The organism is Rhizobium sp. SJZ105 (genome assembly GCF_007828365.1).
Taxonomy (GTDB): Bacteria; Pseudomonadota; Alphaproteobacteria; order Rhizobiales; family Rhizobiaceae; genus Agrobacterium; species Agrobacterium tumefaciens.
In genome coordinates this window covers 1,103,762-1,127,105 of record NZ_VIUP01000001.1, presented here as the reverse complement: position 1 = coordinate 1,127,105, position 23,344 = coordinate 1,103,762, and the positions used below count along the sequence as shown (strand labels likewise).

At 59.4% G+C, this 23,344-nt stretch carries 25 protein-coding genes; 17 read left to right on the top strand and 8 right to left on the bottom strand.

Going from position 1 to position 23,344, the window contains the following annotated elements; genetic code table 11:
• Positions 1 to 148 precede the first annotated feature (148 nt).
• From FB593_RS05700 to FB593_RS05655, 10 genes are all read left to right on the top strand, one after another.
• Positions 149 to 1,102, top strand: a complete 954-nt coding sequence (locus FB593_RS05700; RefSeq protein WP_019564185.1) for a heme o synthase — start codon at positions 149 to 151, stop codon at positions 1,100 to 1,102.
• Entirely contained in the window at positions 1,102 to 1,233 is a 132-nt protein-coding gene (locus FB593_RS27805; protein WP_013635615.1) for a hypothetical protein, read from the top strand. The genes FB593_RS05700 and FB593_RS27805 overlap by 1 nt, the downstream gene beginning before the upstream one ends.
• 42 nt (positions 1,234 to 1,275) lie before the next feature.
• Positions 1,276 to 1,905, top strand: a complete 630-nt coding sequence (locus FB593_RS05690; protein WP_003511786.1) for a cytochrome c oxidase assembly protein — start codon at positions 1,276 to 1,278, stop codon at positions 1,903 to 1,905.
• 63 nt (positions 1,906 to 1,968) lie between these two features.
• The gene (locus FB593_RS05685) at positions 1,969 to 2,844 is read left to right on the top strand and encodes a cytochrome c oxidase subunit 3 (RefSeq protein WP_003511788.1); all 876 of its coding nucleotides are present in this window, start codon (positions 1,969 to 1,971) and stop codon (positions 2,842 to 2,844) included.
• A gap of 100 nt (positions 2,845 to 2,944) precedes the next feature.
• Positions 2,945 to 3,331 (top strand): DUF983 domain-containing protein, encoded by a 387-nt coding sequence (locus tag FB593_RS05680; protein ID WP_019564184.1) that lies wholly within the window; start codon positions 2,945 to 2,947, stop codon positions 3,329 to 3,331.
• A gap of 10 nt (positions 3,332 to 3,341) precedes the next feature.
• The gene (locus tag FB593_RS05675) at positions 3,342 to 4,076 is read left to right on the top strand and encodes an SURF1 family protein (protein WP_112289559.1); all 735 of its coding nucleotides are present in this window, start codon (positions 3,342 to 3,344) and stop codon (positions 4,074 to 4,076) included.
• A gap of 63 nt (positions 4,077 to 4,139) precedes the next feature.
• A complete protein-coding gene (gene ispH, locus FB593_RS05670) occupies positions 4,140 to 5,186 on the top strand; it encodes a 4-hydroxy-3-methylbut-2-enyl diphosphate reductase (RefSeq protein ID WP_019564182.1) in 1,047 nt (348 codons plus the stop codon).
• Between the two features lie 92 nt (positions 5,187 to 5,278).
• Positions 5,279 to 6,247, top strand: coding sequence for a homoserine kinase (locus FB593_RS05665; RefSeq protein WP_145166379.1), 969 nt, complete (start codon positions 5,279 to 5,281; stop codon positions 6,245 to 6,247).
• Positions 6,244 to 6,684: a ribonuclease HI gene (gene rnhA, locus FB593_RS05660; RefSeq protein ID WP_003511799.1), complete on the top strand. Its 441-nt coding sequence runs from the start codon at positions 6,244 to 6,246 to the stop codon at positions 6,682 to 6,684. Before FB593_RS05665 ends, rnhA begins: the two co-directional genes overlap by 4 nt.
• A gap of 128 nt (positions 6,685 to 6,812) precedes the next feature.
• Positions 6,813 to 7,121, top strand: coding sequence for a Dabb family protein (locus FB593_RS05655; RefSeq protein ID WP_013635620.1), 309 nt, complete (start codon positions 6,813 to 6,815; stop codon positions 7,119 to 7,121).
• A gap of 64 nt (positions 7,122 to 7,185) precedes the next feature.
• Here FB593_RS05655 and FB593_RS05650 read toward each other — a convergent pair whose 3' ends face one another.
• Together FB593_RS05650 and FB593_RS05645 are read right to left on the bottom strand one after the other, a co-directional pair.
• Positions 7,186 to 7,671 (bottom strand): peroxiredoxin, encoded by a 486-nt coding sequence (locus FB593_RS05650; RefSeq protein ID WP_003511803.1) that lies wholly within the window; start codon positions 7,669 to 7,671, stop codon positions 7,186 to 7,188.
• Positions 7,672 to 7,793: 122 nt separating this feature from the next.
• Entirely contained in the window at positions 7,794 to 8,642 is an 849-nt protein-coding gene (locus FB593_RS05645; RefSeq protein ID WP_065661292.1) for a protein-disulfide reductase DsbD domain-containing protein, read from the bottom strand.
• Between the two features lie 162 nt (positions 8,643 to 8,804).
• Here FB593_RS05645 and FB593_RS05640 point away from each other — a divergent pair, with 162 nt between their 5' ends.
• The 3 genes from FB593_RS05640 to FB593_RS05630 all read left to right on the top strand — a co-directional run bounded on the left by FB593_RS05640 (position 8,805) and on the right by FB593_RS05630 (position 10,983).
• Entirely contained in the window at positions 8,805 to 9,410 is a 606-nt protein-coding gene (locus tag FB593_RS05640) for a YqgE/AlgH family protein (protein WP_003511807.1), read from the top strand.
• A gap of 107 nt (positions 9,411 to 9,517) precedes the next feature.
• Positions 9,518 to 9,709: a CsbD family protein gene (locus tag FB593_RS05635; protein ID WP_003511808.1), complete on the top strand. Its 192-nt coding sequence runs from the start codon at positions 9,518 to 9,520 to the stop codon at positions 9,707 to 9,709.
• A gap of 167 nt (positions 9,710 to 9,876) precedes the next feature.
• Complete coding sequence (locus FB593_RS05630; RefSeq protein WP_145166378.1) at positions 9,877 to 10,983, top strand: putative zinc-binding metallopeptidase; 1,107 nt, start codon at positions 9,877 to 9,879, stop codon at positions 10,981 to 10,983.
• Positions 10,984 to 11,106: 123 nt separating this feature from the next.
• Here FB593_RS05630 and FB593_RS05625 read toward each other — a convergent pair whose 3' ends face one another.
• From FB593_RS05625 to thrC, 4 genes are read right to left on the bottom strand one after another with little or no spacing between them, the layout of a single operon-like run.
• Positions 11,107 to 14,022 (bottom strand): EAL domain-containing protein, encoded by a 2,916-nt coding sequence (locus FB593_RS05625; protein WP_003511812.1) that lies wholly within the window; start codon positions 14,020 to 14,022, stop codon positions 11,107 to 11,109.
• Complete coding sequence (locus tag FB593_RS05620; protein ID WP_003511814.1) at positions 14,019 to 14,618, bottom strand: GNAT family N-acetyltransferase; 600 nt, start codon at positions 14,616 to 14,618, stop codon at positions 14,019 to 14,021. Before FB593_RS05620 ends, FB593_RS05625 begins: the two co-directional genes overlap by 4 nt.
• A 33-nt stretch (positions 14,619 to 14,651) precedes the next feature.
• On the bottom strand, positions 14,652 to 15,950 hold the full coding sequence (locus tag FB593_RS05615; RefSeq protein WP_003511816.1) for a M16 family metallopeptidase: 1,299 nt from the start codon (positions 15,948 to 15,950) through the stop codon (positions 14,652 to 14,654).
• A 19-nt stretch (positions 15,951 to 15,969) separates the two neighbouring features.
• Positions 15,970 to 17,367 (bottom strand): threonine synthase, encoded by a 1,398-nt coding sequence (thrC, locus tag FB593_RS05610; RefSeq protein ID WP_003511817.1) that lies wholly within the window; start codon positions 17,365 to 17,367, stop codon positions 15,970 to 15,972.
• A gap of 276 nt (positions 17,368 to 17,643) precedes the next feature.
• On the opposite strand from thrC, the gene FB593_RS05605 reads away from it, so the two are divergent.
• Positions 17,644 to 18,183 carry a hypothetical protein gene (locus FB593_RS05605; RefSeq protein ID WP_003511819.1) on the top strand — a complete coding sequence of 180 codons (540 nt, stop codon included), beginning with the start codon at positions 17,644 to 17,646 and terminating at the stop codon, positions 18,181 to 18,183.
• A gap of 196 nt (positions 18,184 to 18,379) precedes the next feature.
• Here the strand turns inward: FB593_RS05605 and FB593_RS05600 are convergent, their stop codons facing one another.
• On the bottom strand, positions 18,380 to 19,069 hold the full coding sequence (locus FB593_RS05600; RefSeq protein WP_145166377.1) for an HAD family hydrolase: 690 nt from the start codon (positions 19,067 to 19,069) through the stop codon (positions 18,380 to 18,382).
• Between the two features lie 191 nt (positions 19,070 to 19,260).
• Between FB593_RS05600 and FB593_RS05595 the strand changes: the two genes are divergently transcribed.
• On the top strand, positions 19,261 to 19,941 hold the full coding sequence (locus tag FB593_RS05595; RefSeq protein WP_013635630.1) for a GntR family transcriptional regulator: 681 nt from the start codon (positions 19,261 to 19,263) through the stop codon (positions 19,939 to 19,941).
• 215 nt (positions 19,942 to 20,156) lie between these two features.
• Positions 20,157 to 20,618 (top strand): DUF1284 domain-containing protein, encoded by a 462-nt coding sequence (locus FB593_RS05590; protein WP_145166497.1) that lies wholly within the window; start codon positions 20,157 to 20,159, stop codon positions 20,616 to 20,618.
• Here FB593_RS05590 and FB593_RS05585 read toward each other — a convergent pair.
• Complete coding sequence (locus FB593_RS05585; RefSeq protein WP_065661290.1) at positions 20,578 to 21,678, bottom strand: hypothetical protein; 1,101 nt, start codon at positions 21,676 to 21,678, stop codon at positions 20,578 to 20,580. The genes FB593_RS05590 and FB593_RS05585 overlap by 41 nt on opposite strands.
• A 232-nt stretch (positions 21,679 to 21,910) precedes the next feature.
• Between FB593_RS05585 and FB593_RS05580 the strand changes: the two genes are divergently transcribed.
• Positions 21,911 to 23,053 (top strand): site-specific DNA-methyltransferase, encoded by a 1,143-nt coding sequence (locus FB593_RS05580; RefSeq protein ID WP_003511827.1) that lies wholly within the window; start codon positions 21,911 to 21,913, stop codon positions 23,051 to 23,053.
• Positions 23,054 to 23,344 lie beyond the last annotated feature (291 nt).

The following is a 23,344-nucleotide window of genomic DNA, read 5'->3' as shown; positions in this document are numbered from 1 at the left end:
CATCGGGTCTTTGACCCCGGTGCTGCTCGTGCCGGAACGTTCGGACCAATGAATTGACGCACCGTGCACGCCGAAAACGACACTCTGTTTTCGGGCTGGTGCAAGGGATGCCGCGGCAAGCGGCATCTGAAGAAAAACAGGATACGAAATGACCGTCATCGACAATCGCGAAATGCTTGGCCTGGAAAGCTCCGAACTTTCGGAAGCCGGCGCGCGCGATTATTTCGAGTTGCTGAAACCGCGCGTCATGTCGCTCGTCGTCTTCACGGCGTTTGCGGGCCTCGTGCTGGCGCCGGGCCACATCAACCCGGTCCTCGGCCTCATCGCCATTCTCTGTATTGCCGTCGGTGCCGGCGCATCCGGCGCGCTCAACATGTGGTACGATGCAGATATCGACGCCGTGATGAGCCGCACCGCCAAGCGGCCGATCCCGTCCGGCCGCGTAGCACCTGGCGAGGCCCTGGCCTTCGGGCTGACGCTCTCGGCCTTTTCGGTGGTCATCCTCGGGCTTGCGGTCAACTGGTTCTCCGCCGGACTGCTCGCCTTCACCATTTTCTTCTACGCCGTCGTTTATACGATGTGGCTGAAACGCTCGACACCGCAGAACATCGTCATTGGTGGTGCTGCCGGCGCTTTCCCGCCCATGCTTGGCTGGGCCTGCGTCACCGGCGGCGTCTCGCTTGATAGCGTCATCCTCTTCCTCATCATCTTCTTGTGGACACCGGCCCATTTCTGGGCGCTGGCGCTGTTCAAGATGCGCGACTACGGCTCCGTCGGCATTCCGATGATGCCGAACGTGGCGGGCGAGCGCTCCACCAAGAACCAGATGATCGTCTACGCGGTGCTGACGGCTGCAGTTGCGGTCGCGCCGTATTTCACCGGTCTGGCGAGCCTCGGTTATGGCATTTTCGCCGCCGTGCTGAGTGTGATCTTCGTTTACTGTTCGCTCGATGTCCGGCGCATGCCTGACGGTGACGAAAAAATGCTGCCCGCCAAGAAGATGTTCGCCTATTCGGTGCTTTACCTCTTCGCCATCTTCTCCGGCCTTTTGGCCGATCATTTCGCTCCGGCACTGAAAGCCGTGATTTCGGGAGTTTTTTGATGGAAACCGTGGAACTGAGCGCGGCGCAGAAAAAATCGAGGCGCGGGCGCAACGTCGCGCTCGGCGTCTTGCTCGCCGGTCTGGTGGTGCTGTTTTACGTCATCACCATCATCAAGATCGGCTCGCATTGACGGCCTGACAGTGAGGGCATGATCGGAGGAGAGGAGGGGGACATGGCGAATACTGGGGCAAATATCGGGGCAGACAAGGCAACGGCCGGCACGCAGCGGGTGAGCAATCGCTCCATCCTCGTGCTCTGTCTCGTGTTTTTCTGCGCTATGATCGGTATGGCCTATGCCGCCGTTCCGCTCTACAGCCTGTTCTGCCGCGTCACTGGCTATAACGGCACGACCCAGCGCGTCGAGCAATATTCCGACGTCATTCTCGACAAGACTATCAACGTCACCTTCGACGCCAATACGTCGAATGGCCTCAACTGGGATTTCCGCCCGGTCGACAAGCTGGTCACGCCGAAAATCGGCGAGACGGTGCAGATCAATTTCAAGGCGACGAACCGCTCAGCGGTGGCAACCACGGGCACGGCGGTCTTTAACGTCACGCCCATGGAAGCAGGCGCTTATTTCAACAAGGTGGAGTGTTTCTGCTTCACCGAAACGACGCTTCAGCCGGGCGAAACGCTCGAAATGCCGGTGGTATTTTTCATCGATCCGGATATCGCCACGGCGCGCGAAACGAAGAACATTCATACTTTGACGCTGTCCTATACGTTTTATCCGGCCAAAACCGAAAAACCGGTTGCGTCCTTGCCGGTAAAGACTGAATCTGGCGAAAGCAAATTGTGAGAGGAGACTCGGGCCTTTTGAGCAGGGCCGGGTCTGGGAAGAGATACCAGGGGATTGTCACACATGGCAGATACGCATCAGAAGAACCACGACTACCACATCATAGATCCAAGCCCCTGGCCGCTTCTGGCCTCGATCGGCGCCTTCATTCTGACCTTCGGCGGCGTCTGTTACATGCGTTACCTGTCGGCTGGCTCCTTCAAGCTGTTCGGCATGGAACTGGCCAATCCCTGGCTGTTTTATATCGGTCTCGTCATCGTGCTTTACACCATGTACGCATGGTGGGCAGACACGATCAAGGAAGCCAATGAGGGTAGCCACACCCGCGTCGTTTCGCTTCACCTGCGTTACGGCATGATCATGTTCATCGCCTCTGAGGTGATGTTCTTCGTCGCGTGGTTCTGGGCCTATTTCGATGCCAGCCTTTATCCGCACGAGGCCATTCAGGCGTCCCGCCTCGAATATACCGGCGGTCAGTGGCCGCCAAAGGGCATCGAGGTCATCGATCCCTGGCACCTGCCGCTCTACAACACCGTCATCCTGCTTTTGTCGGGCACCTGCGTCACCTGGGCGCACCATGCACTGCTGCACAATGACCGCAAGGGGCTGATCACCGGTCTCGTCCTCACCGTTGCGCTCGGCGTCCTGTTCTCGACCGTGCAGGTTTACGAATACATGCACGCCCCGTTCGACTTCAAGAACTCGATCTATGGCGCGACCTTCTTCATGGCGACCGGCTTCCACGGTTTCCACGTTTTCGTCGGCACGGTTTTCCTGCTGGTCTGCCTGCTGCGCGCCATTGCCGGCGGCTTCACGCCGAAACAGCATTTCGGCTTCGAAGCAGCTGCCTGGTACTGGCACTTCGTTGACGTCGTCTGGCTGTTCCTGTTCTTCGCGATCTACATCTGGGGCGGCTGGGGCGCGCCGCTGGCGGAGTGATGCGGTTTGTTTTCTGACTCGGAGGGCGGCATCTGCCGCCCTTTGTGTTTAAACAGGCGGGCCGGACGGAGGTTTAACCGGCCCAAGGCGGGAGGCCATCATGTCTGAACCCGGAAACGGCGGCTTTGCGCCGGTGGACCCAATAAAAGTCGGGCTGAAGGGCTGCTGCCCGCGTTGCGGCAATGGCAGGCTGTTCGACGGCTTCCTGACCCCGAAACCCGCATGCAGTGCCTGCGGGCTGGATTACGGCTTTGCCGATGCGGGTGAAGGCCCGGCCGTCTTTGTCATGCTGATCGTCGGTTTCCTTGTCGTCGGGCTGGCGCTTTGGTTCGATCAGCGTTTTGCGCCGCCCGTCTGGGTGCACGTCATGCTCTGGTTGCCTTTTGCGGTGATCGTCTCCCTCGTGCTGCTGCGCAAGATGAAGGGCATCATGATTGCGCTGCAATACCGCAACAATGCAAGCGAAGGCAGGCTTGATCGTGAATGAGGTTTCCCACATGAAGGCGGCGGAAAGACGCATCTGGTTTGCCGCGCCGCTCGTCCTTTTGGCACTTGCCATCCTTCTCGGGCTAGGCACATGGCAGGTGAAGCGGCTTTACTGGAAAGAAGCGCTGATTGCCGATATCGAGGCGCGGCGCAACGCAAGTCCGGCCACGCTCTCGCAGATCGAGGTCATCGCCAAAAGCGGCGGCGAAATTGAATATCGCAGGGTCAGCGTTTCCGGCGTTTTCGATCATGCCCGCGAGCGGCATTTCTTCGCCACCCACCAGGGCAGAACCGGCTATTACATCTATACTCCGCTGTCGCTTGCCGATGGCCGCATCCTCTTCGTCAATCGCGGCTTCGTGCCGTTTGAGATGAAGGAGGCAACGAAGCGGCCTGAAGGGCAGATCGCTGGCGAGGTGGAGATCAAGGGGCTGGCGCGCGCGCCGCTCGTTGCAAAACCGTCTTCCCTGCTGCCGGATAACGATATCGCCAAGAACATCTTCTACTGGAAGGATCTGGCGGCCATGGCGTCGAGCACCGATATCCCGCCCAACAGGCTGGTCAACCTGTTCGTGGATGCCGACGATGCGCCGAACCCCGGCGGCTGGCCACAGGGCGGCGTGACGCTGATAGATTTGCCCAACAATCACCTGCAATATGCGATAACGTGGTATGGTCTGGCGGCGGCCCTTGTCATCGTCGCCGGTTTTGCCTATTTCCGGAACGGTAAGGCGCAAGGTGAATAACGCGCGCCCTGTCCGGTAAGGCTGGCTACCGGGCAAGGGCAAGGAGCACGCCAAGGAGCACGAATGAACATCGCCGTTTCCAAACCCCCTTTGACGATAAGGCTGTGCGGACCGCGCGGCTTTTGCGCGGGCGTGGACCGGGCGATCCAGATCGTCGTGCTGGCGCTGAAAGCCTATGGCGCGCCGGTCTATGTCCGCCACGAAATCGTCCATAACCGATATGTGGTCGAGGGGCTGGAAGCCAAGGGCGCGATTTTCGTCGAGGAACTGCACGAAATCCCCACCGAGCATCGCGAGCAGCCGGTGGTCTTTTCCGCCCATGGCGTGCCGAAATCCGTGCCGGAGGATGCGCAGGCGCGCAACCTGTTTTATCTCGATGCCACATGCCCGCTCGTCTCCAAGGTCCATAAGCAGGCCATGCGCCACCAGCGCCTCGGCCGTCATGTCGTGTTGATCGGCCATGCCGGTCACCCTGAGGTCATCGGCACCATGGGCCAGCTGCCCGAAGGTACCGTTTCGCTGGTCGAGACGGTGGAGGATGCCGGCACCTATGAACCGGTGGACCGAGAAAACCTCGGTTTCGTTACCCAGACAACGCTGTCCGTCGATGATACCGCAGGCGTTATTGCCCGGTTGCAGGAGCGTTTCCCGGCCATTCAGGCGCCCGCCGCCGACAGCATTTGTTACGCCACCACCAACCGTCAGGATGCGGTGAAGCAGGCGGCCCCCGGCTGCGATCTCTTCATCGTGGTCGGCGCGCCCAATTCGTCAAACTCGAAGCGGCTGGTGGAAGTGGCGCTGCGCGCTGGCGCCAAACATTCGGTTCTGGTGCAGCGTGCGGCGGAAATCGACTGGGATGCGATCGGCGATATCCGCACCGTCGGTCTTTCGGCGGGCGCTTCCGCGCCGGAGGTCATCGTTGATGAGATCATCGAAGCCTTCAAGGCGCGTTTCGATACGACGCTAGATCTGGCCGTCACGGTGGAGGAAACGGAACATTTCCTCGTCAACCGCGAACTGCGCAGCATCGAGCTGACGACGGACGACATGGCTTTCGTGAACGGCAATGCCAGCAATGCCCTGCCACCGAAAGCCGCCACTGGCGCCTAGACCGGGATGGCGAGATATGTGAGTGGTTCCTACCGCGCATATGTCATCCCCTCTTCAGATTTTCACTCCATCCTTCATCAAGAGATTTGAAATTGGCAGTTTATACGGACATCACCGAAGATGATCTGAGGAATTTCCTCATACAATACGACGTTGGCAGCCTCACATCCTACAAGGGCATTGCCGAAGGCGTCGAAAACTCCAATTTCCTGCTGCATACGACGAAGGATCCGCTGATCCTGACACTTTACGAAAAGCGCGTGGAAAAATCCGATCTGCCGTTCTTCCTCGGTCTCATGCAGCATCTGGCCGCCAAGGGTCTGTCCTGCCCCTTGCCGCTGCCGCGCAAGGACGGGGAACTGCTGGGCGAATTGTCCGGCCGCCCGGCGGCGCTGATCTCCTTCCTTGAAGGCATGTGGCTGCGAAAACCGGAAGCGAAACATTGCCGGGAAGTCGGCAAGGCGCTGGCCGCCATGCATCTTGCCGGTGAGGGGTTCGAGATCAAGCGCCTCAATGCACTCTCCGTCGATGGCTGGAAGGTGCTGTGGGACAAGTCTGAAGACCGCGCCGACGAGGTGGAGAAGGGCCTGAAGCAAGAGATCCGCCCGGAAATCGATTATCTCGCCGCCAATTGGCCGAAGGATTTGCCCGCGGGCGTCATCCATGCGGACCTGTTTCAGGACAACGTTTTTTTCCTCGGTGACGAGCTTTCCGGCCTCATCGATTTTTACTTCGCCTGCAATGACCTGCTCGCCTATGACGTGTCGATCTGCCTCAATGCCTGGTGCTTCGAGAAGGATGGTGCGTACAACGTCACCAAGGGCAAGGCGCTGCTGGAAGGTTACCAGTCGGTGCGTCCGTTGAGCGAGGCGGAACTGGATGCCTTGCCGCTTCTGGCACGCGGCTCGGCGCTGCGCTTCTTCCTGACCCGCCTCTATGACTGGCTGACGACGCCGGCGGGCGCGCTGGTGGTGAAGAAAGACCCGCTGGAATATCTGCGCAAGCTGCGGTTCCACCGCTCCATCAGCCATGTCGCCGAATACGGGCTGGTTGGCGAATGAAACATGTCGATATCTTTACCGACGGCGCCTGCTCCGGCAATCCCGGTCCGGGCGGCTGGGGTGCCGTGCTGCGATATGGCGAGACCGAAAAGGAATTGTCCGGCGGCGAGGCCGATACCACCAACAACCGCATGGAACTGCTGGCGGCCATCTCGGCGCTCAACGCGCTGAAAAGTCCCTGCGAAGTCGATCTCTATACCGACAGCGCCTATGTCAAGGATGGCATCACCAAGTGGATTTTCGGCTGGAAAAAGAAGGGCTGGAAAACCGCCGATAACAAGCCGGTCAAGAATGTGGAGCTGTGGCAGGCGCTGGAGGCTGCGCAGGAGCGCCATAAAGTGACGCTGCACTGGGTCAAGGGCCATGCCGGCCACCCGGAAAACGAGCGCGCCGACGAATTGGCACGCAAGGGCATGGAGCCTTTCAAACGCCGGTAACGGAAGTCTGATTTCTTCCATGCGGCCCTTATCCGGGCCAACCAGGATAAGGGATTGTGAAAACTGAAACCCGATCTATCTTGTCGTCAAACAGTTGGACGATGTTCCAGCGGAGGAGAGACATTCAGATGATCCTGCATTGTGTATTTCTACGGTTCAAGGCTGCAACGGCATCCTCTGAAAAACACGCGGTGTTTGAGGCAATTGCGGCCCTCAAGGACGTGATACCCGGCATAATCGACGTGAAATACGGCCAGAACGTTTCGCCGGAAGGCCTGAATGGCGGTTTCGTCGATGGCTTCATCGTGACGTTGGACAGCCCGGAAGCCCGCGACGAATATCTGGCGCACCCGCAACACATGGAAGTCGGTCAACGTCTGGTCTCGCTGACCGATGGCGGTCTGGCCGGGCTTCTGGTGTTTGATATGAACGTGTGAAAAAGGGCGGTTTGACCGCCCTTTAATGGATACTGTGCTTCATTCGCGACGACAGAGAGGTGGCTTAAAGCTGCTCGATCATCGCTGCAGCGGCCGAGACCGTCGCCTGGCCGGGATTTTCTTCCACGTTGAGCGATGTAACCACGCCGTCTTTCACCAGCATCGAATAGCGCTTGGAGCGCACGCCGAGGCCACCGCCGGAGAGGTCGGCATCGAGGCCGAGTGCCTTGGTGAAGGCGGCGTCCCAGTCGGCGAGGAAGTGAATTTTGCCCTGGCCGCCGGACGATTGTGCCCATGCGCCCATGACGTGCCAGTCGTTGACGGAAACGACGGCGATGTCATCCACGCCCTTTGCGAGAATGGCGTCGCGGTTTTCGAGGTAGCCCGGCAGGTGGTTCAGCGAGCAGGTGGGAGTGAAAGCGCCGGGTACGGCGAAAAGAACCACCGTCTTGCCGCCAAAAAGCGCATCGGTGGTGGTTTCCACCGGGCCATCGGCGGTCTTTTCCTTGAAGGTTGCGGAAGGCAGTTTTTCGCCGATCTTGATAGTCATGTCCATGCTCCTATGGCCGTTTGGTTCGCGCGACTATAGAGCAAGGAAAAGAAAACTGTCATACGGTTTTCGCGGGAAATTCCATGGCTGAGAAAGCCGTTCGGGATATGTCGCCTGAACGGTCAGGGCTTTGGAAAATTGAGCATGGTCTCCATGGTCCGATCGCCGGATTTGACAAGAATGGGCCAGCTGTTGCCCTGCACCTGATAGGTTTTTGGCAAGCCCTTGATGTTCATGTAGAAGGAGAGCTTGCGCTTGTCTCGCACCAGGTTCTGCGGCTCATAATAGGCAAAACCGGAGGGGCCGGCGATGAATATCTCGGTCTCCTTCGGCGCGTTTTCCGGCAGCTGCAATTGCACGCCAAGCATGGTCTTATCGGGCGTGATGTGGAAATCGACAACCTTAAAATCGTCGGACGCAGCCTCTGGCAGCGTCTCGCGCGCCTCTTCCAGCAATCGCCGCTCTTCGTGGTCGTCATCGCCCGCATTGCCGCGGCTGATCGAAAACGTCGCCTCAAAGGGAATGCAGATATTCTGGCAGACGCCGATGAAGGCGCTGAGGTCGATATTGCCTCCCGCTTTGGCGTCCACGGCTTTCAACTGAAAGGGAATGCTGACGGCGTGATCGTAGCCGATATCGGTGATATCGCCGTTCTCGATGAGTTTGGGAACGGGATAGGCCATCGATGTCAGGCTTACACCGCTTGCCGGATCAAGCGTGATCTTGGGCGGTATTCCAGCTTCGCCCGGTTCGCGCCAATAGGTTATCCAGCCGTCTTTAGGCTCGATCTGCAACACGCCGCGCACCACGCCGTCCGCATCCATGGCAAGGCTTGCCACACGCATCTGGCCGCCTTCACTTCTCGCCCAGTCGGTAATTTCGGCCTGCGCTACTTGCCCGCCCCCGAGAAGGGCGGCGAAGGCAACGGCGAGGCGAAGATGTGAAAATCGAAAGAATGTCCTGACGCTCATTCTTTCCGTCTAACCCAACATCGCCCGATGGACCAGTTACGAATTCGTGCGGTTCATCATTTTCGGTTGATTGATCGGGCGCGATGCCGCATCCTGTGCTCTGTCGAAGTGCGAACGCCGCTTTCCCGTTCAATGATGGAATTCGGCAAGCTGGAGGCGCCGGTGAGCTTTTCAACCCTGATGGACAAACGCGAACGTGGCTTTTTTGACAGCCAGTTCCTCATTGCGATGCCGGGGCTGGACAATGGCAATTTTGCCCGTTCGGTGGTCTATATCTGCGCCCATTCGGATGCTGGAGCCATGGGTTTCATCATCAACCGGCCGCAGCAGATCACCTTCACGGATATTCTGCTGCATCTGAAGCTGGTGGACAGCAACGACGCCATCATGCTGCCCAACCGCACCCGGGAATTTCCGATCCAGTGCGGCGGCCCGGTCGAATCCGGCCGGGGTTTCGTGCTGCATTCCGATGATTATTTAAGTGAATCGAGCATTCCGGTCAGTGACGACATTTCCTTGACGGCGACGCTGGATATCGTGCGCGCCATTTCCAATGGTCGCGGCCCGCAAAAGGCTACCATGATGCTCGGTTATGCCGGCTGGGGTCCGGGTCAGCTGGAAAACGAGATCGCCAATAATGGATGGCTGAATTGCCCGGCGGCGGAAGAGCTGATTTTCGACCGTGGACTGGACAACAAATACGAGCGGGCGCTTGCGCTTATGGGTGTGGATGCTCGCATGCTTTCTGCGGAAGCCGGCCACGCCTGATTTTTTCCTGATGCTCCTTTTGTCGACTGCTGGAACCAATCCCAATCCCTGACGTTAACAATCCCGAAAGCCGCACAGACAGTACGGCTCAACTAGGGAGCAGTAACATGGGTAGCACATCAGACAAGATCGCCGGTACAGCCAAGGAAGTTGCTGGCAAGGTCAAGAAAAACGTCGGCGAAGCAACCGGCAACAACGAGCTGCGCGCCAAGGGTGCCGCTCAGGAAACCGAAGGCAAGGTACAGAAGAACGTCGGCAAGGCCAAAGATGCGGTCAAGGGTGTCGTTGATCGTATGTAATGTCGCCTGACGGGCTCCCGTGTCTTTGATGCGGTGCTTTGGAGCGCATGTGTTATCGCACATGCGCTCTTGTCGTCTGGAGGCCTGAAGGGCGGGTTTGTTACGCCTTTCACCTTGGTCTCTTATATTCCCCTTCACCCAATTCATCCATCGCAAGGGTTTCATGAATGAAGCTTTTCTCCTGCGCTTCCTGTGGCCAGCCTGTCCACTTCGACAATCGTTTCTGCGTCTCTTGCGGCCATCGTCTGGCCTTCGTGCCGGAGCGCCTTTCCATGGAAGCGCTGGCGCCTGCGGGAGAGCCGAACTGGCAACTTGTTGCCCAGCCGGAAAGACAGGTGCGGTTCTGCGCCAATGAGGTGAACGACATCTGCAACTGGTCTGTGCCGGCGGAAAGCCAGAACGCCTTTTGCCCGGCCTGCAGCCATAACCGTCTCGTGCCAAATATCGCGACGGATGAGGGTATCGAACAATGGCGCGGCATCAGCCAGGCGCAGCGGCATTTGTTCTATTCGATATTGCGTCTCGGCCTGCCGCATCCCAACCGCGATGCCGATCCTGTCGGCGGGCTAGTCTTCGACTTTCTGGTCGACGAGGTCGCACCTGACGGTTCCGTCATTCCCGCCATGACCGGCCACGACGAGGGCCTGATCGCCATTCGCGCGGCAGAGGTGGATGATGCGACGCGCGAGCAGGTGCGCACCAACATGAACGAGCCGTATCGCACCATGCTTGGCCATTTCCGCCATGAGGTTGGGCATTTCATCTGGAACAAGCTGGTTCGTGATGAGAACCGGCTGGAGGCCTGCCGCGCGGTATTTGGCGATGAGCGCGAAGACTATGCCGCGGCCCTACAGCGCAATTACGAGCAGGGGCCGCGCCCCAACTGGCAGGAAACCTTCATAAGCGCCTATGCCTCCGTGCATCCCTGGGAGGATTTTGCCGAGTGTTTCGCGCATTATCTTCACATCGTCGATACGCTGGAAACCGCGCGCGCCTTTGGTGTGGCGATAGACCCCGACGGACATGAGGAAATGGCGGCGGAGGTCACTTTCGATCCCTATAATGCCCGTAGCGCCGCACAACTGGTCAAGGCCTGGATTCCGCTCAGCGTCGCCATCAACTCGATCCAGCGCAGCATGGGGGAGGCGGACCTTTATCCCTTCGTGCTGGCCCCGCCTGTTGTGAGCAAGATGGAATTCATCCACGACCTGCTACACGGCAGGATCGACGCGATGCCTCAACGGCAGATGCAGCAGTCCTCGATGGCGCAGTGAATACGAGACACGAGAAGTCATAGTCAGGAAACGCGTCGTTTCCTTCTCCCGTCATTCCGGCTCAATGCCGGAATGACGGCGGTGGATGGAGTAGCCCTTTACCACCCCATATTCCAATACCTCTTACGAAGCTCGCTTCGTCGGCTGGAACCGCTCCCGCAAAAGCTTCAGCGCCGCATCGCCGGAAACCGGTGTGCCGAACAGGAAGCTCTGGCCGAAATGGCAGTTCATGCGTGAGAGTTCCGCCGCATCCTCAGGCGTTTCAATGCCTTCCGCCACCACCTGCATATCGAGAGCGCGCGCCATGGCGATAACGGAGCGCAGTAGCACGTTGCGCTTGTCGCTGGTATTGGCCACCAGTGCCTTGTCGAGCTTGATCGTGTCGAAGGGGAAGCGGGTGAGATAGGCAAGTGACGAATAGCCGGTGCCGAAATCGTCCATGGCGAGGCTGATGCCCGTTTCCTTCAGCTTGGAAAGCACCAGCCGCGCCTGTTCCGGGTTCTCCATCACCACGGATTCCGTCAGCTCCAGCTTCAGCTGCTGCGGATTACAGCGCGTTCGCGTCAGCATGCCGCGCACGTCGTTATACAATTCGTTATTCAGCAACTGCGCGCTGGAAATATTGACGGAGATGAAGATCGGCATCTTCTCGATGGAATGCTGCCAGTCCATCAGGTCGGTCGCTGCCCTTTCCAGCGCGAACATGCCGAGCGGTTCGATCAGGCCGGAGGCTTCCGCGATGGGGATGAATTCGCTCGGCGGAATGTTGCCGCGTTTGGGGTGTTCCCACCGCATCAGCGCCTCGAAACCGGCCAGCGCGCCATCGTCAAGCTTGACGATGGGCTGATAGGCGAGCGACAGCTCCTTGCGCTCGATGGCGCGGCGAAGATCGCTTTCCATTTGCAGGCGGTCGGTGCCGGACGTGCGGAAAGCGGGACGGAACGGCTCGACGCGGTTTCCGCCAGCGCGCTTGGCGCGGTACATCGCCAGTTCCGCATCGCTCAAGAGACCTGCGGCACTTTCCTGCTGGTCGATCCATGAAACGAGGCCGATGGAGGCGGTGAGGATGATTTCGCGATTGGCGAAATTGATCGGCACCATGATTGCCTTGTTCACCGCATCGGCGAAATCGGCCACCCGCTGCGGATCGCGCTCCGAGGTCAGGATCAGGCCGAATTCATCGCCGCCGAGACGCGCCAGCGTATCCTGCGGTTTCAACAGGCGGCGCAGACGCCGTGTCAGCGCGATGAGGATATTGTCGCCTGCAGCAATGCCAAGCGTATCGTTGACCAGCTTGTAACGGTCGATATCGATCGCCATCACCGTCGGGCGCACGCCGTCGCTTTCAGGAGAGAGGTTGAGGATCGATTGCAGGCGGTCGAGGAAGACCTGCCGGTTTGGTAGCCCGGTCAGATTGTCATTCATCGCATCCTGCAACAGCCGCTCCACCGAGTTCTTCTGCTCGGTGATGTCGGTGATGGTGCCGACGCAGCGGATGATTTCGCCGTTGGAGCCGAGAACCGGGCGGGCGCGGATTTGCAGCCAATGGAAATGTCCGTCTTCAGCGCGAATGCGGAATTCGTGATTGAGGCGGCCCTTGCGATGGTCGAGCAGCACGTCGAGCGTTGCCTTGAACCGGTCGCGATCGTCAGGATGCAGGCGCGGCAGCCAGTTGCGCGCAGCACCATGCATCGTGCCGGGCTCCAGCCCCAGACGGTTGGAAATATCAGGTGTGGTGACGATGCGGTCGCGCGTCACGTCCCAGTCCCACACGGTATCGCCGCTGCCCGTCAGTGCGAGAGATTGCCGTTCGAGATCGGAAAACAGGCCCTGCTGATAGGCGCTGCCAGCAAAGGCATGCTGGATGACTGTGAAGCCGATCAGAAGCACGATCAGCACCAGCCCGCCGCCAAGCGCCGGCTGAACGATGTCGTTGTCCAATTGTCCGGTCACCGTCAGCCAGCTGCCGAACAGCCAGACGAGGATGAGCGCCCAGGACGGAACGAGCAAAATCGCCCGGTCGTAACGGTTGAAGCCAAGATAGATGATGAGTGCGATGCCGGCCGTCGCCGTCAGCGCGAACGAGACGCGCGCGATACCGGAGGCGACCGAAGGATCGTAAATCGCGACGCCGAACAGCAGCGCCAGCCCCACCACCCAGGCAAAGGTCGCATAACCCAGATGCGCGTGCCAGCGGTTGAGATTGAGATAGGTGAACAGGAAGACCACGAAGCTGGAGGCGAGAGCCACTTCGGCGCCCGCCCTCCATATTCGCTGATCGCTGGATGTGACGGTGATGAGTTTTTCAAGGAAGCCGAAATCGACGCAGATATAGGCGAGCACCGCCCAGGCGAGCGCGGCCGACGCCGGCAGAACCGAGGTTCCCTTGACGACGAACAGGATGGTCAGGAGCACGGCCAGCAGGCCGGCAATGCCGAGAACGATGCCGCGATAGAGCGTGAAGGCGTTGATCGTATCCTTGTAGGCTTCCGGTTCCCACAGATAGATCTGCGGCAATTGCGGGGTCGACAGCTCGGCGACGAAGGTGATGACGGAGCCGGGATTGAGCGTGATGCGGAACACGTCGGCATCCGGGCTTGGCTGCCGGTCAAGCGCAAAGCCTTCGCTCGGCGTGATCGCGATGATGCGCTGCGAGCCGAGATCGGGCCAGAAGAGCTTGGAATTCACCAGACGGAAATGCGGTGCGACGATAACGCGCTCCAGCTGCTCTTCCGAGACGTTGGCGAGCGCGAAGACGGCCCAGTCGCCCTGATGGTCGGTGGAGCTGGCACGCACCTCGATACGGCGGCGGATGCCATCCGGACCGGGCGCGGTCGAGACCTGAAAGGCTTCACCCTGATTGGCATAGATATCGGTTGTCGCGGTGAGATCGAGCGCCGTATCGTCACGGGAAATCTTCACCGGCTCGAAGGCGTAGGAAAGAGACGAAAAAAGCAGGAAAAACAGGAAGAACGGCGCAGCCAGTGCAATTGCCGCCAGACGTTTCGACAGGCACGGCGCAGAGTGAGTGTAAGTCATGTATCGTACTTCGTTCCACTGGAGCTTTGCTTGTCGGCAAGAAGGGAAAACATCGTATGATCCCGCCATTGGCCGTTGATTTTCAGATATTCCCGCAAGAGGCCTTCCCGCTGGAACCCGGCATTTTCGAGAAGCCGGATGCTTTTGAAGTTTTCCGGAATACAGGCTGCCTCGATACGGTGCAACTGAAGTCCGTTGAAGATATAGGGTATTACCAATTTTAATGCGGCAGACATATGGCCTTGCGCGGCGTAGCGTTCGCCCACCCAATATCCTATCATGCAGCTTTGTGCAGCACCCCTCCTGATATAACCGATGGTGATGCCGCCAACGAGCAACGTCTCCTTCTCGAACAGCAGAAACGACACTGCGGTGCCGGAGGAAAACTCCTGGCCGTTGCGCACCACACGCGTGCGGAAGGAGCCTTCTGTCAGTTCGTCCGGGCGCCAGGTGGGTTCCCATGGCTGGAGAAACTGACGGCTTTCCGAGCGCAGAACGTGCCACTGCTTGAAATCGCCATAGCGCGGCAGTCTGAGAAGATGGTTGGCGCTGCGCAGTTCCGGGGTGTCGTTATGTCGGGAAAGAAAACGCAGCATTCACCATCCCTGTACGGAAAGAAACCGCAACCCTCAGCCGTTCGCTTTTATCCTTGCGGGCTGCTGCGCGGAAAGCGCGGCAGTAATGTCTGAAAGAGGCGGCAGCTGTTCGAGCGGGCCAATTGCAGACAATGTCGGAACTGTATCGAAAAACAGCCGTCCTGCAAGATCGGTCAGGCGTTCCCGCGTGATGTCGTTCAGGCGCTCCATCATCTCCTCATTGGGGATGGGTCGGCCGTAAAGCATCATCTGCCGTGCCATCTGGCCGGCACGGGCTGCCGGGCTTTCCTGACCCATCAGCAGTTGCGCGCGGATTTGTGCGCGGGCGCGGTCGATTTCTTCCTGATGAATGGTCTGGGAAGATTTGCGCAACTCGTCGACGATGACGGGCATCAGTTCCGGCAGGTCGTTGCCGCCGGTCGCCGCATGCACGCCGAAAATGCCGGTGTCGGAAAAACCCCAATGGAAGGCATAAACGGAATAACAAAGGCCGCGGGACTCTCGCACTTCCTGGAACAGGCGCGATGACATGCCGCCCCCAAGAATATTGGCGAGAATTTGCGAACAGTAGAAATCGCGGGCGTGATAGGCCTTGCCCTCGAAGCCGAGAAGCACCTGCGCGTCCATGAGGTCACGGGTCTCGCGGATTTCCCCGCCGGTATAGATCGCCTTTTCGAGAACCGGCGTGGTGACCGGCAGCTGCGGCAGCGAGGCAAAACGTTCTTCCACCTGCTTCACGAAGCTCTGGTGATCGACAGCACCTGCTGCAACGACGAAGATGCGATCCGTCGTATAGTTGCGGGCGAGATAATGCCTGATCTGGGCGCTGGTGAAGGATTGCACGGTTTCCGGAGTGCCGAGGATCGGGCGGCCGATGGTCTGGTCGCGATAGGCGACGCCGGAAAAATTGTCAAAAATCACATCGTCAGGCGTATCGGTGGCGGCACCGATTTCCTGGAGGATTACGTTTTTCTCCCGCTCCAGCTCGTCTTCGTCGAACAGCGACTCCGTCAGGATGTCTGCAAGAATATCGACGGCGAGCGGAACGTGGTCTTTCAGGACGCGGGCGTAGTATGAAGTTGTTTCCGTCGATGTCGCGGCGTTGACTTCGCCGCCGACATTTTCGATCTCTTCGGCGATCTGCCGGGCGGTACGGCGCGCCGTACCCTTGAAGGCCATATGCTCGAGAAGATGGGCGATGCCGTGCTCGGCAGTCGTCTCGTTGCGGGACCCGGATTTGATCCACACCCCAAGAGCAACGCTTTCGAGATGCGGCATTCTTTCCGTGACAACGGTCAACCCGGACGAAAGCCGGGTCACATTAACTCTCATATCAAGTCTTTCCGCGTCTCTATTTGCCGGCGCGTGCGTGGCTGCCGATGAAGGTTTCCACCGTCTTCAGCTCTGCGTCCAGAATGTCGAAACGCTCCTCCCGGTTCATAATGTCAGCTAGCCATACTGGAAGCGCCGGGTCGATTGCGCAAGCGGATTTTACGGCGGCCGGGAATTTAGCCGGATGGGCAGTGGACAGGACAACCATCGGGCTTGATGCCTTTTCGTGTTTTTCCGCCACAAAAACGCCGGTCGCCGTATGCGGATCGATCAGGTAACCGGTTTTCTCAAGCGTATCGCGGATCGTCGCCGCCACCTGCTTTTCGGTGGCGCGGCCGGCGCGGAAATCCTTCTTGATGAATTTCAGCGCATGCGGCGGGATTTCAAACGCGCCGGATTGCTTGAGGCCATCCATCGATGCCTTTACCGCAGCGGAATCGCGGCCATAGGCTTCAAACAGCAGCCGCTCGAAATTGGACGAGATCTGGATGTCCATCGAGGGCGAGGTGGTGGGGGTGACGCCGCGCATCTCGTAACGGCCGGTCTTCAGCGTGCGCGCCAGAATGTCGTTGTCGTTGGTGGCGATGACAAGCTTGTCGATCGGCAGGCCCATCTTCTTGGCGACGTAACCGGCGAAGATATCACCGAAATTGCCCGTTGGAACTGTGAAGGAAATCTTCCGGTCGGGACCGCCGAGCGACAGGGACGCCGTGAAATAATAGACCACCTGCGCCATGATGCGCGCCCAGTTGATGGAGTTGACGCCCGAAAGCTTGACGCCGTCGCGGAACTTTGCGTCGTTGAACATTTCTTTGACGAGGTTCTGGCAATCGTCGAAATTGCCGTTGATCGCCAGCGCATGCACGTTGGAGGCGGTGGAGGTCGTCATCTGGCGCTGCTGCACCGGAGAGACCTTGCCGTTGGGGAAAAGGATGAAGATGTCGGTGCGCTCGCGCCCGGCAAAGGCGTCGATGGCTGCGCCGCCCGTGTCGCCGGAGGTGGCGCCGACGATGGTGGCGCGCTCGCCGCGCTCAGCCAGCGTATAATCCATCAGGCGGGCGAGAAGCTGCATCGCCACGTCCTTGAAGGCAAGCGTGGTGCCGTGGAAAAGCTCCAGCACGAAGGTGTTCGGCCCGGTCTGCGTCAGGGGTGCTACGGCCGGATGGCGGAACGTCGCATAGGCGTCGTCGATCATCGCCCGGAACTTGTCGGCCGGAATTTCACCGCCGGTGAAACGGTAGAGAACCTCAAACGCGATGTCCTGATAGGACTTGCCGCGCAGGTTGCGGATTTCCTTTTTCGACATGGAGGGCCATTCGCGCGGCACGTAAAGCCCGCCATCACGGCCAAGGCCCGCCAGAAGCGCGTCGCAGAAACCAAGCGAAGGGGCCGCACCCCTGGTCGATACATATTTCACGAGATAGTCCCTTGTCGTTTACCGGTCTGTCCGTTGCCGTTACCGGCTCTTTATCAGCAGCATCCCGCCGGAATGAGGCGATTGGCGAGGTAATGAAGGGCTTTTTTGAAAATTCAAGCAAAACCAAACATGCCAATCGATTTTTTCCGGCGTCGCTGCTATAGACCATCGCCAACCTGCGTGAAAGGTCAATAAACAGCGTCTCCGGTTCGGTTCCGGGACAATGGAGAGGGAATTAGAAGAGTGTCAGGGAATTTCTTGCGTTTGTCCGCCGCGATGTCGCTTCTGGCCGTTGTTGCAGGATGCAATTCCTCCAATCCGTCAGATTCGCTTGCCGTCAACCCTCCGGCGGCGCAGGCAAATGCCGTTGCTCCGGTGGTGCAGGCCAACTGCCCGACGGTCACGGTTCTCGATGCCAATGCCGTCCACCGCGTCTATGCCGGTGGCGCAAAGGACGATCCGCAGAAACTCGCCTATCAGGTTTCGCTGTCAGACACGACGCGCTCTTGTACCGCGAACGAAACCACGCTGACGGTAAACGTGCTGGCCCAGGGCCGTCTCGTTCCCGGCCCGATGTCGAAGCCCGGCCGCGTGACCGTACCGATCCGCGTCACCGTTAAGGACGGCGACGGCGAGATTTACGGCGAAACGACCAATTTCGCCATCGACGTTGCTGCAGGCGGTGCCGGCACGCAGTTCATCTTCAACAACGATCATGTCGCCATTCCCAACGGACCGGGCGGCGCACCGAGGTCGGTCAGTGTCTATATCGGTTTTGCCGAGCAGGGCGCAAAGGCCAAGACCAAGCGCCGGTGATTTGACGGGCGAAATGTAAAAACCGGAGGCTGCTTTTGCGGGCTTTCGGGCAGATCGCAAACAAACCATGGCTCATACGCAACGTCATCCTCGGGCCTGTCCCGAGGATCCGAACACGTATCGTGGAATCAAGTCGTTGCAGATGCTCGGGACAGGCCCGAGCATGACGAAGTGGCGTTTGTGACAAAGCCAGAGATTAAAAAGCGCCTTCCCATTCCGCCATCGCTGCAATAACGGCGGGCAGGTCCTGCATGCGTGAAATCACCGTTTCCGCGCCCGCGTCCGTCAACCGGTCGGCATGGCTGGGATAGGTGTGGGATGCGCCGGTGAAGCCGATGACGCGCATGCCGGCTGCCTTTGCACCATGCACGCCGTGCACGGAATCCTCGATTACGACGGCGCGATCCGGTGAAACGCCGAACTGGGCTGCGCCATGCAGGAAGATATCCGGCTTCGGCTTGACGCGGTCGGCTCCGAGATCCTTGGCGGAGTAGATATGTGGCGCGAAATAGGGCTTCAGGCCCACCTTCGTCAGCATCATGTCGAGGCGGTGGCTGGAGGAATTCGAGCAGATGCAGCGTGGTTTCGTCAGGCGCGACAGAGCGAACTTGACGCCCTCGATGATCTTCACGTCGCGTTCCAGCCGCGCGTCGAGCAGCTTTTCCGACTTGTCGAGCAGCGATGCGGAAAACGGGATGCTGGCTTCGCTTTCCACCTGCAGGAGGATGTTCTTCCAGGTCATGCCGGCGAAACGCTCGCCCATTTCCTCGATGGAGATCGGATACCCGGCCTCGGTCAGAAGGCGGGACTCCACCTGTGCGGCGATGATTTCGGAATCGACCAGAACGCCGTCACAGTCGAAAATAATGAGGTCGAAGCCGCTCATGGGCGCTCCCTATATCGGATTTGCCTTGGAAAAAAGTGATGCCCGGGCTTTTAGACCAAGTCCGCGTCAAGCTCAACCGGCTGGCCCGCAAGGGTCGGTCGCGCCCGGCTCATAGCTGGGATTTGGCTTTGCGCGTTTCCTGCGTGCAAAAACCGCTACACAGATCAGCGCCGGATGCGTTATGGGATGTTATGCCCAAGACAGCGAAAACCAGACCCGAAGATACCATTGCCGCACGCATCAGCCGCACACTGGCTGACCGCATCGTGCGCGGTGAGCTGTCGCCGGGTGAACGTTTGAGGCAGGATCACATCGCCGCCGAATTCGGCGCATCGCATGTGCCGGTGCGCGAAGCGTTCCGCAGGCTGGAGGCGCAGGGCTTGGCCGCCAGCATTCCGCGCCGCGGCGTGCGGGTCGCGGATTTCGGCCTCGCCGATGTGCGCGAAGTCGCGGAAATGCGCGCCGCGCTTGAGGTTCTGGCGCTGCGCCACGCCATTCCAAACATGACTTCAGCCATTCTCGACCAGGCGGAGGCCGCCACGCTCGAAGGCGATAGCGCGGTCGACGTGCAGCATTGGGAAGAGGCCAATCGCCGCTTCCACCGCCTCATCACGGCGCCTTGCAACATGCCGCGCCTGATGGAGGCGATCGACGGCCTGCATGCCGCGAGCGCCCGGTTCCTGTTTTCCGCCTGGCGGGCCGGATGGGAGCGCCGCACCGATACCGATCACCGCGCGATCCTCGACGCATTGCGCGGCGGCCGTGCCGAGGAGGCGGTGCGAATTCTCGACGGGCATGTGCAATGGATCGGCCGCAAGGCAATCCGCACCCCTTCAGGCTCGGTGCACGATGCCTTCGCCATCGTCGGATAGGCCGGGAACGATTGGCTGGGCTCGTTTGGACTCCGCCGGAAAAGTCGGTTATCGATATCCGCCCGCGATGACGATCCGCGGTGCGTGAAGGGAGCATGTATGGCTGCTGATACGGCGAAATCACGGAGCGGATTTTTCCTTTGTCCGCCGATCTGTTTCCTTGATCGGAAACGTGCCCTGTGACGGTCCGCCTTCGTCCCCATCACCTTCTCTGCATGCTGACCTATGTGGGGAAGGGATATACCTCCGGTTTTGTCGAAAACTACGACCGTGTCGGCGCTCGGCTGAACGCCGGCGAAGAGGATATCGAGCTGGTCGATGGGCCGGACGATATCTGCGTTGGCCTGTTGTGCGAAAGCCATGCCCACTGTTTCAACGAGGGCGTGGTCCAGAGGGACGAGGCGGCCCGGCTTTCGGTTTCAACGCTTTTGAACGAGACAATTACCGCCGGAAAGCGGCTGCGGGCGACGCCGGAGCTGCTTGAGAAAATGCGTCTGGCCTTTGCCGCCGGAGACATCCGGCAGGCCTGTCGCGGCTGCCAGTGGATTAGGCTGTGCGATCGCATCGCGGCATCAGGATTTACCGGCGTGAAGATTGGCGAGCCGCCGCCGCACCCGGCCGGGCAGCGGCTTACTGCTACTCCGGCACATTCGTCTCGGTTCTCTCGGCGGCCTTGACCGTCGCCTTGATCTCCTTCGGCTCGCGCCCGGATTTCTTGTCGTAGCTCACCTTCACCGAATAATCGCCGGGATGCAGGGTCTCCTGATGCCGGTTGCCATAACGGCCGGAAATTTCCTTTTGCGTACCCTGAAGGTCCTTGGTCGTTTCGACGATGTCGATCCGCTCCGCACCCGGTGCCGTGATTGCCAGAACACCAGCATCGAGGTTGAGGTTGATCTCGGTGCGTTTTCCTGCAGTTACGGTGAAGGGCTGTTCCACCGTGACCTTGCCAAGACGCGCGCGCATCACGAAATCACCGGCAGGCATTTCCATGGTTTTGCCGGTGCCGTAAACGCCGTTGATGGTCTGGCGCGTGCCATCAAGCGTCTCCTTGGCTGAAAGCGCTTCGAAACGGATATCGTCCGTTTCCACAGCCTTGCCACCGTCCGTATAGGCCGCCTTGGCAACGACCACGCCGCTCGGGATGACAAGGTCGTGGCTGATCGTCTCGCCCGCCTTGATGGCAAGCGTTTCCTGCGCACGCGCAGGGCCGATGCTGCCGGTGAGGAGGAGTTCGCCCGCCGGCACGAAGGTCGTGTTCTGCCCGTAGACGCTGTCCTTGAAATCGTCCTTGGTGATTTCGGTTTTCGCCTGGCTTTCCACATCGCCGCCGGGGCTGCGTTTTGGCACCACCGTCAGTTCCGCCGCGTCGAAATTCGCCTTTGGCCTCGTTAGGCTTCCCTCCTTCACCTCGAAGGGTATTTCGCGACGGATGTTGCCCAGCGCTGCCACGCCGACATATTTGCCCGCCGGCAGCTTCGCTTCGAAGGTGGCGTCGTAGGAGCCGCCGGCATTGACGTCGCTGCGCACGCCGGCCCGGTCGGCCTTGTAGAAATCCCACCGCACCCTGTCGCTGTTGCCGAGCGAGGGGCCGCCATCGAACAGCACAGCGTCGGTGACGACGTTGTATAGCGGTGCCGGCTCCTGCGCCCCCAAGCTTGACGGCAGCGCCGCCAGAAGAAGAGCCGCGGAAAAGGCATGCACTGAAAAAGAAGCCACTCGCGTTACGGACGTCATTGCGGATTACCCCCTGAGTTGCCGGTATTGCCAGCACCGACATGCGGAACAGGACAACCCGTTGTGCACAACGTTTTTGCGCCACTTCGGGTTCCCCGCCCGCGCCAGCAAATTGCGCGTGTCGGCCGCAACAGCCATTTATTTCGCATTTTCCGTGACTTGTTCAGGCTTTGATAACCATCTTCGGTAACCATAAGCATCAGTAGAGAGTAAGCGTATGGAGCGAGTACCAATGGCAGCAGTTTTTCCGCTGGCCGATTTTCGGCGTGCCGGTTTTGATCGTGCGGGCGAGAGTGACGCCTGGAAAGACAGCATAATCAAAGGTGATTGTGTCGCTGCCTTGGATGCCCTCCCGAGCCAGTCGGTGGATGCGATTTTCGCCGATCCGCCCTACAACCTCCAGCTTGGCGGTACGCTTCACCGGCCAGATCAGTCGCTGGTTGATGCAGTCGATGACGAGTGGGACCAGTTCTCCTCCTTCGAGGCCTATGATGCCTTCACCCGCGCCTGGCTGCTGGCCTGCCGCCGCGTGCTGAAGCCGAATGGTACCATCTGGGTCATCGGCTCCTACCACAACATCTTCCGTGTCGGCTCCATGCTCCAGAACCTCGATTTCTGGATCCTGAACGATATCGTCTGGCGCAAGACCAATCCCATGCCCAACTTCAAGGGCCGCCGTTTCCAGAACGCCCATGAGACCATGATCTGGGCGAGCCGCGATCCGAAAGCCAAGGGCTATACCTTCAACTACGAAGCGCTGAAGGCCTCCAACGACGACGTTCAGATGCGCTCCGACTGGCTGTTCCCGATTTGCAGCGGCCATGAGCGGCTGAAAGGTGACGACGGCAAGAAGGTGCATCCGACCCAGAAGCCGGAAGCATTGCTGGCACGCATCATCATGGCCTCCACCAAGCCTGGCGACATCGTGCTCGACCCGTTCTTCGGCTCCGGCACCACGGGTGCGGTTGCAAAACGTCTCGGCCGCCACTTCGTTGGTATCGAACGCGAACAGGATTACATCGACGCGGCGTCTGCCCGCATCGCCGCCGTCGAGCCGCTCGGCAAGGCGGAGCTGACCGTTATGACCGGCAAGAGGGCCGAACCGCGTGTTGCCTTCAACACCCTGGTGGAAAGCGGTCTCGTCCGTCCCGGCCAGGTGCTGACCGATGCAAAGCGCCGTTATAGCGCCATTATTCGTGCCGATGGTACGATTGCATCCGGCGGGACTGCCGGCTCCATTCACCGTCTTGGTGCAAAGGTGCAGGGTCTCGACGCATGCAACGGATGGACGTTCTGGCACTTCGAGGATGGCGACCAGCTGAAGCCTATCGATGATCTGAGAACAATCATCCGCAGTGAACTGGCAAAGGCCTGACAGTCTAAAGCCCAAAAGGCTGAAGGCAACGATCCACCGCCCGCCATTGTCAGCATACGTCTCCGTCCGGTTTAGTACCTTCAGTCCCGGATGGAGAACGACCAACGCCCGGCACTTCGGTGTCGGGCGTTGGTATTTTTGAATATCTAAATTTAGCCAGACAAGTTTCGCGCAAGAGAACGGTCATAGTGTCCTACGCAAAGCAATGGTTGTGAAAATCCGGTTCGGAAAGTTCACGAAAACATTGCTGTCCCATGCCGCTTGCGGCAGGACTGGCGCAGGCAGGAGACC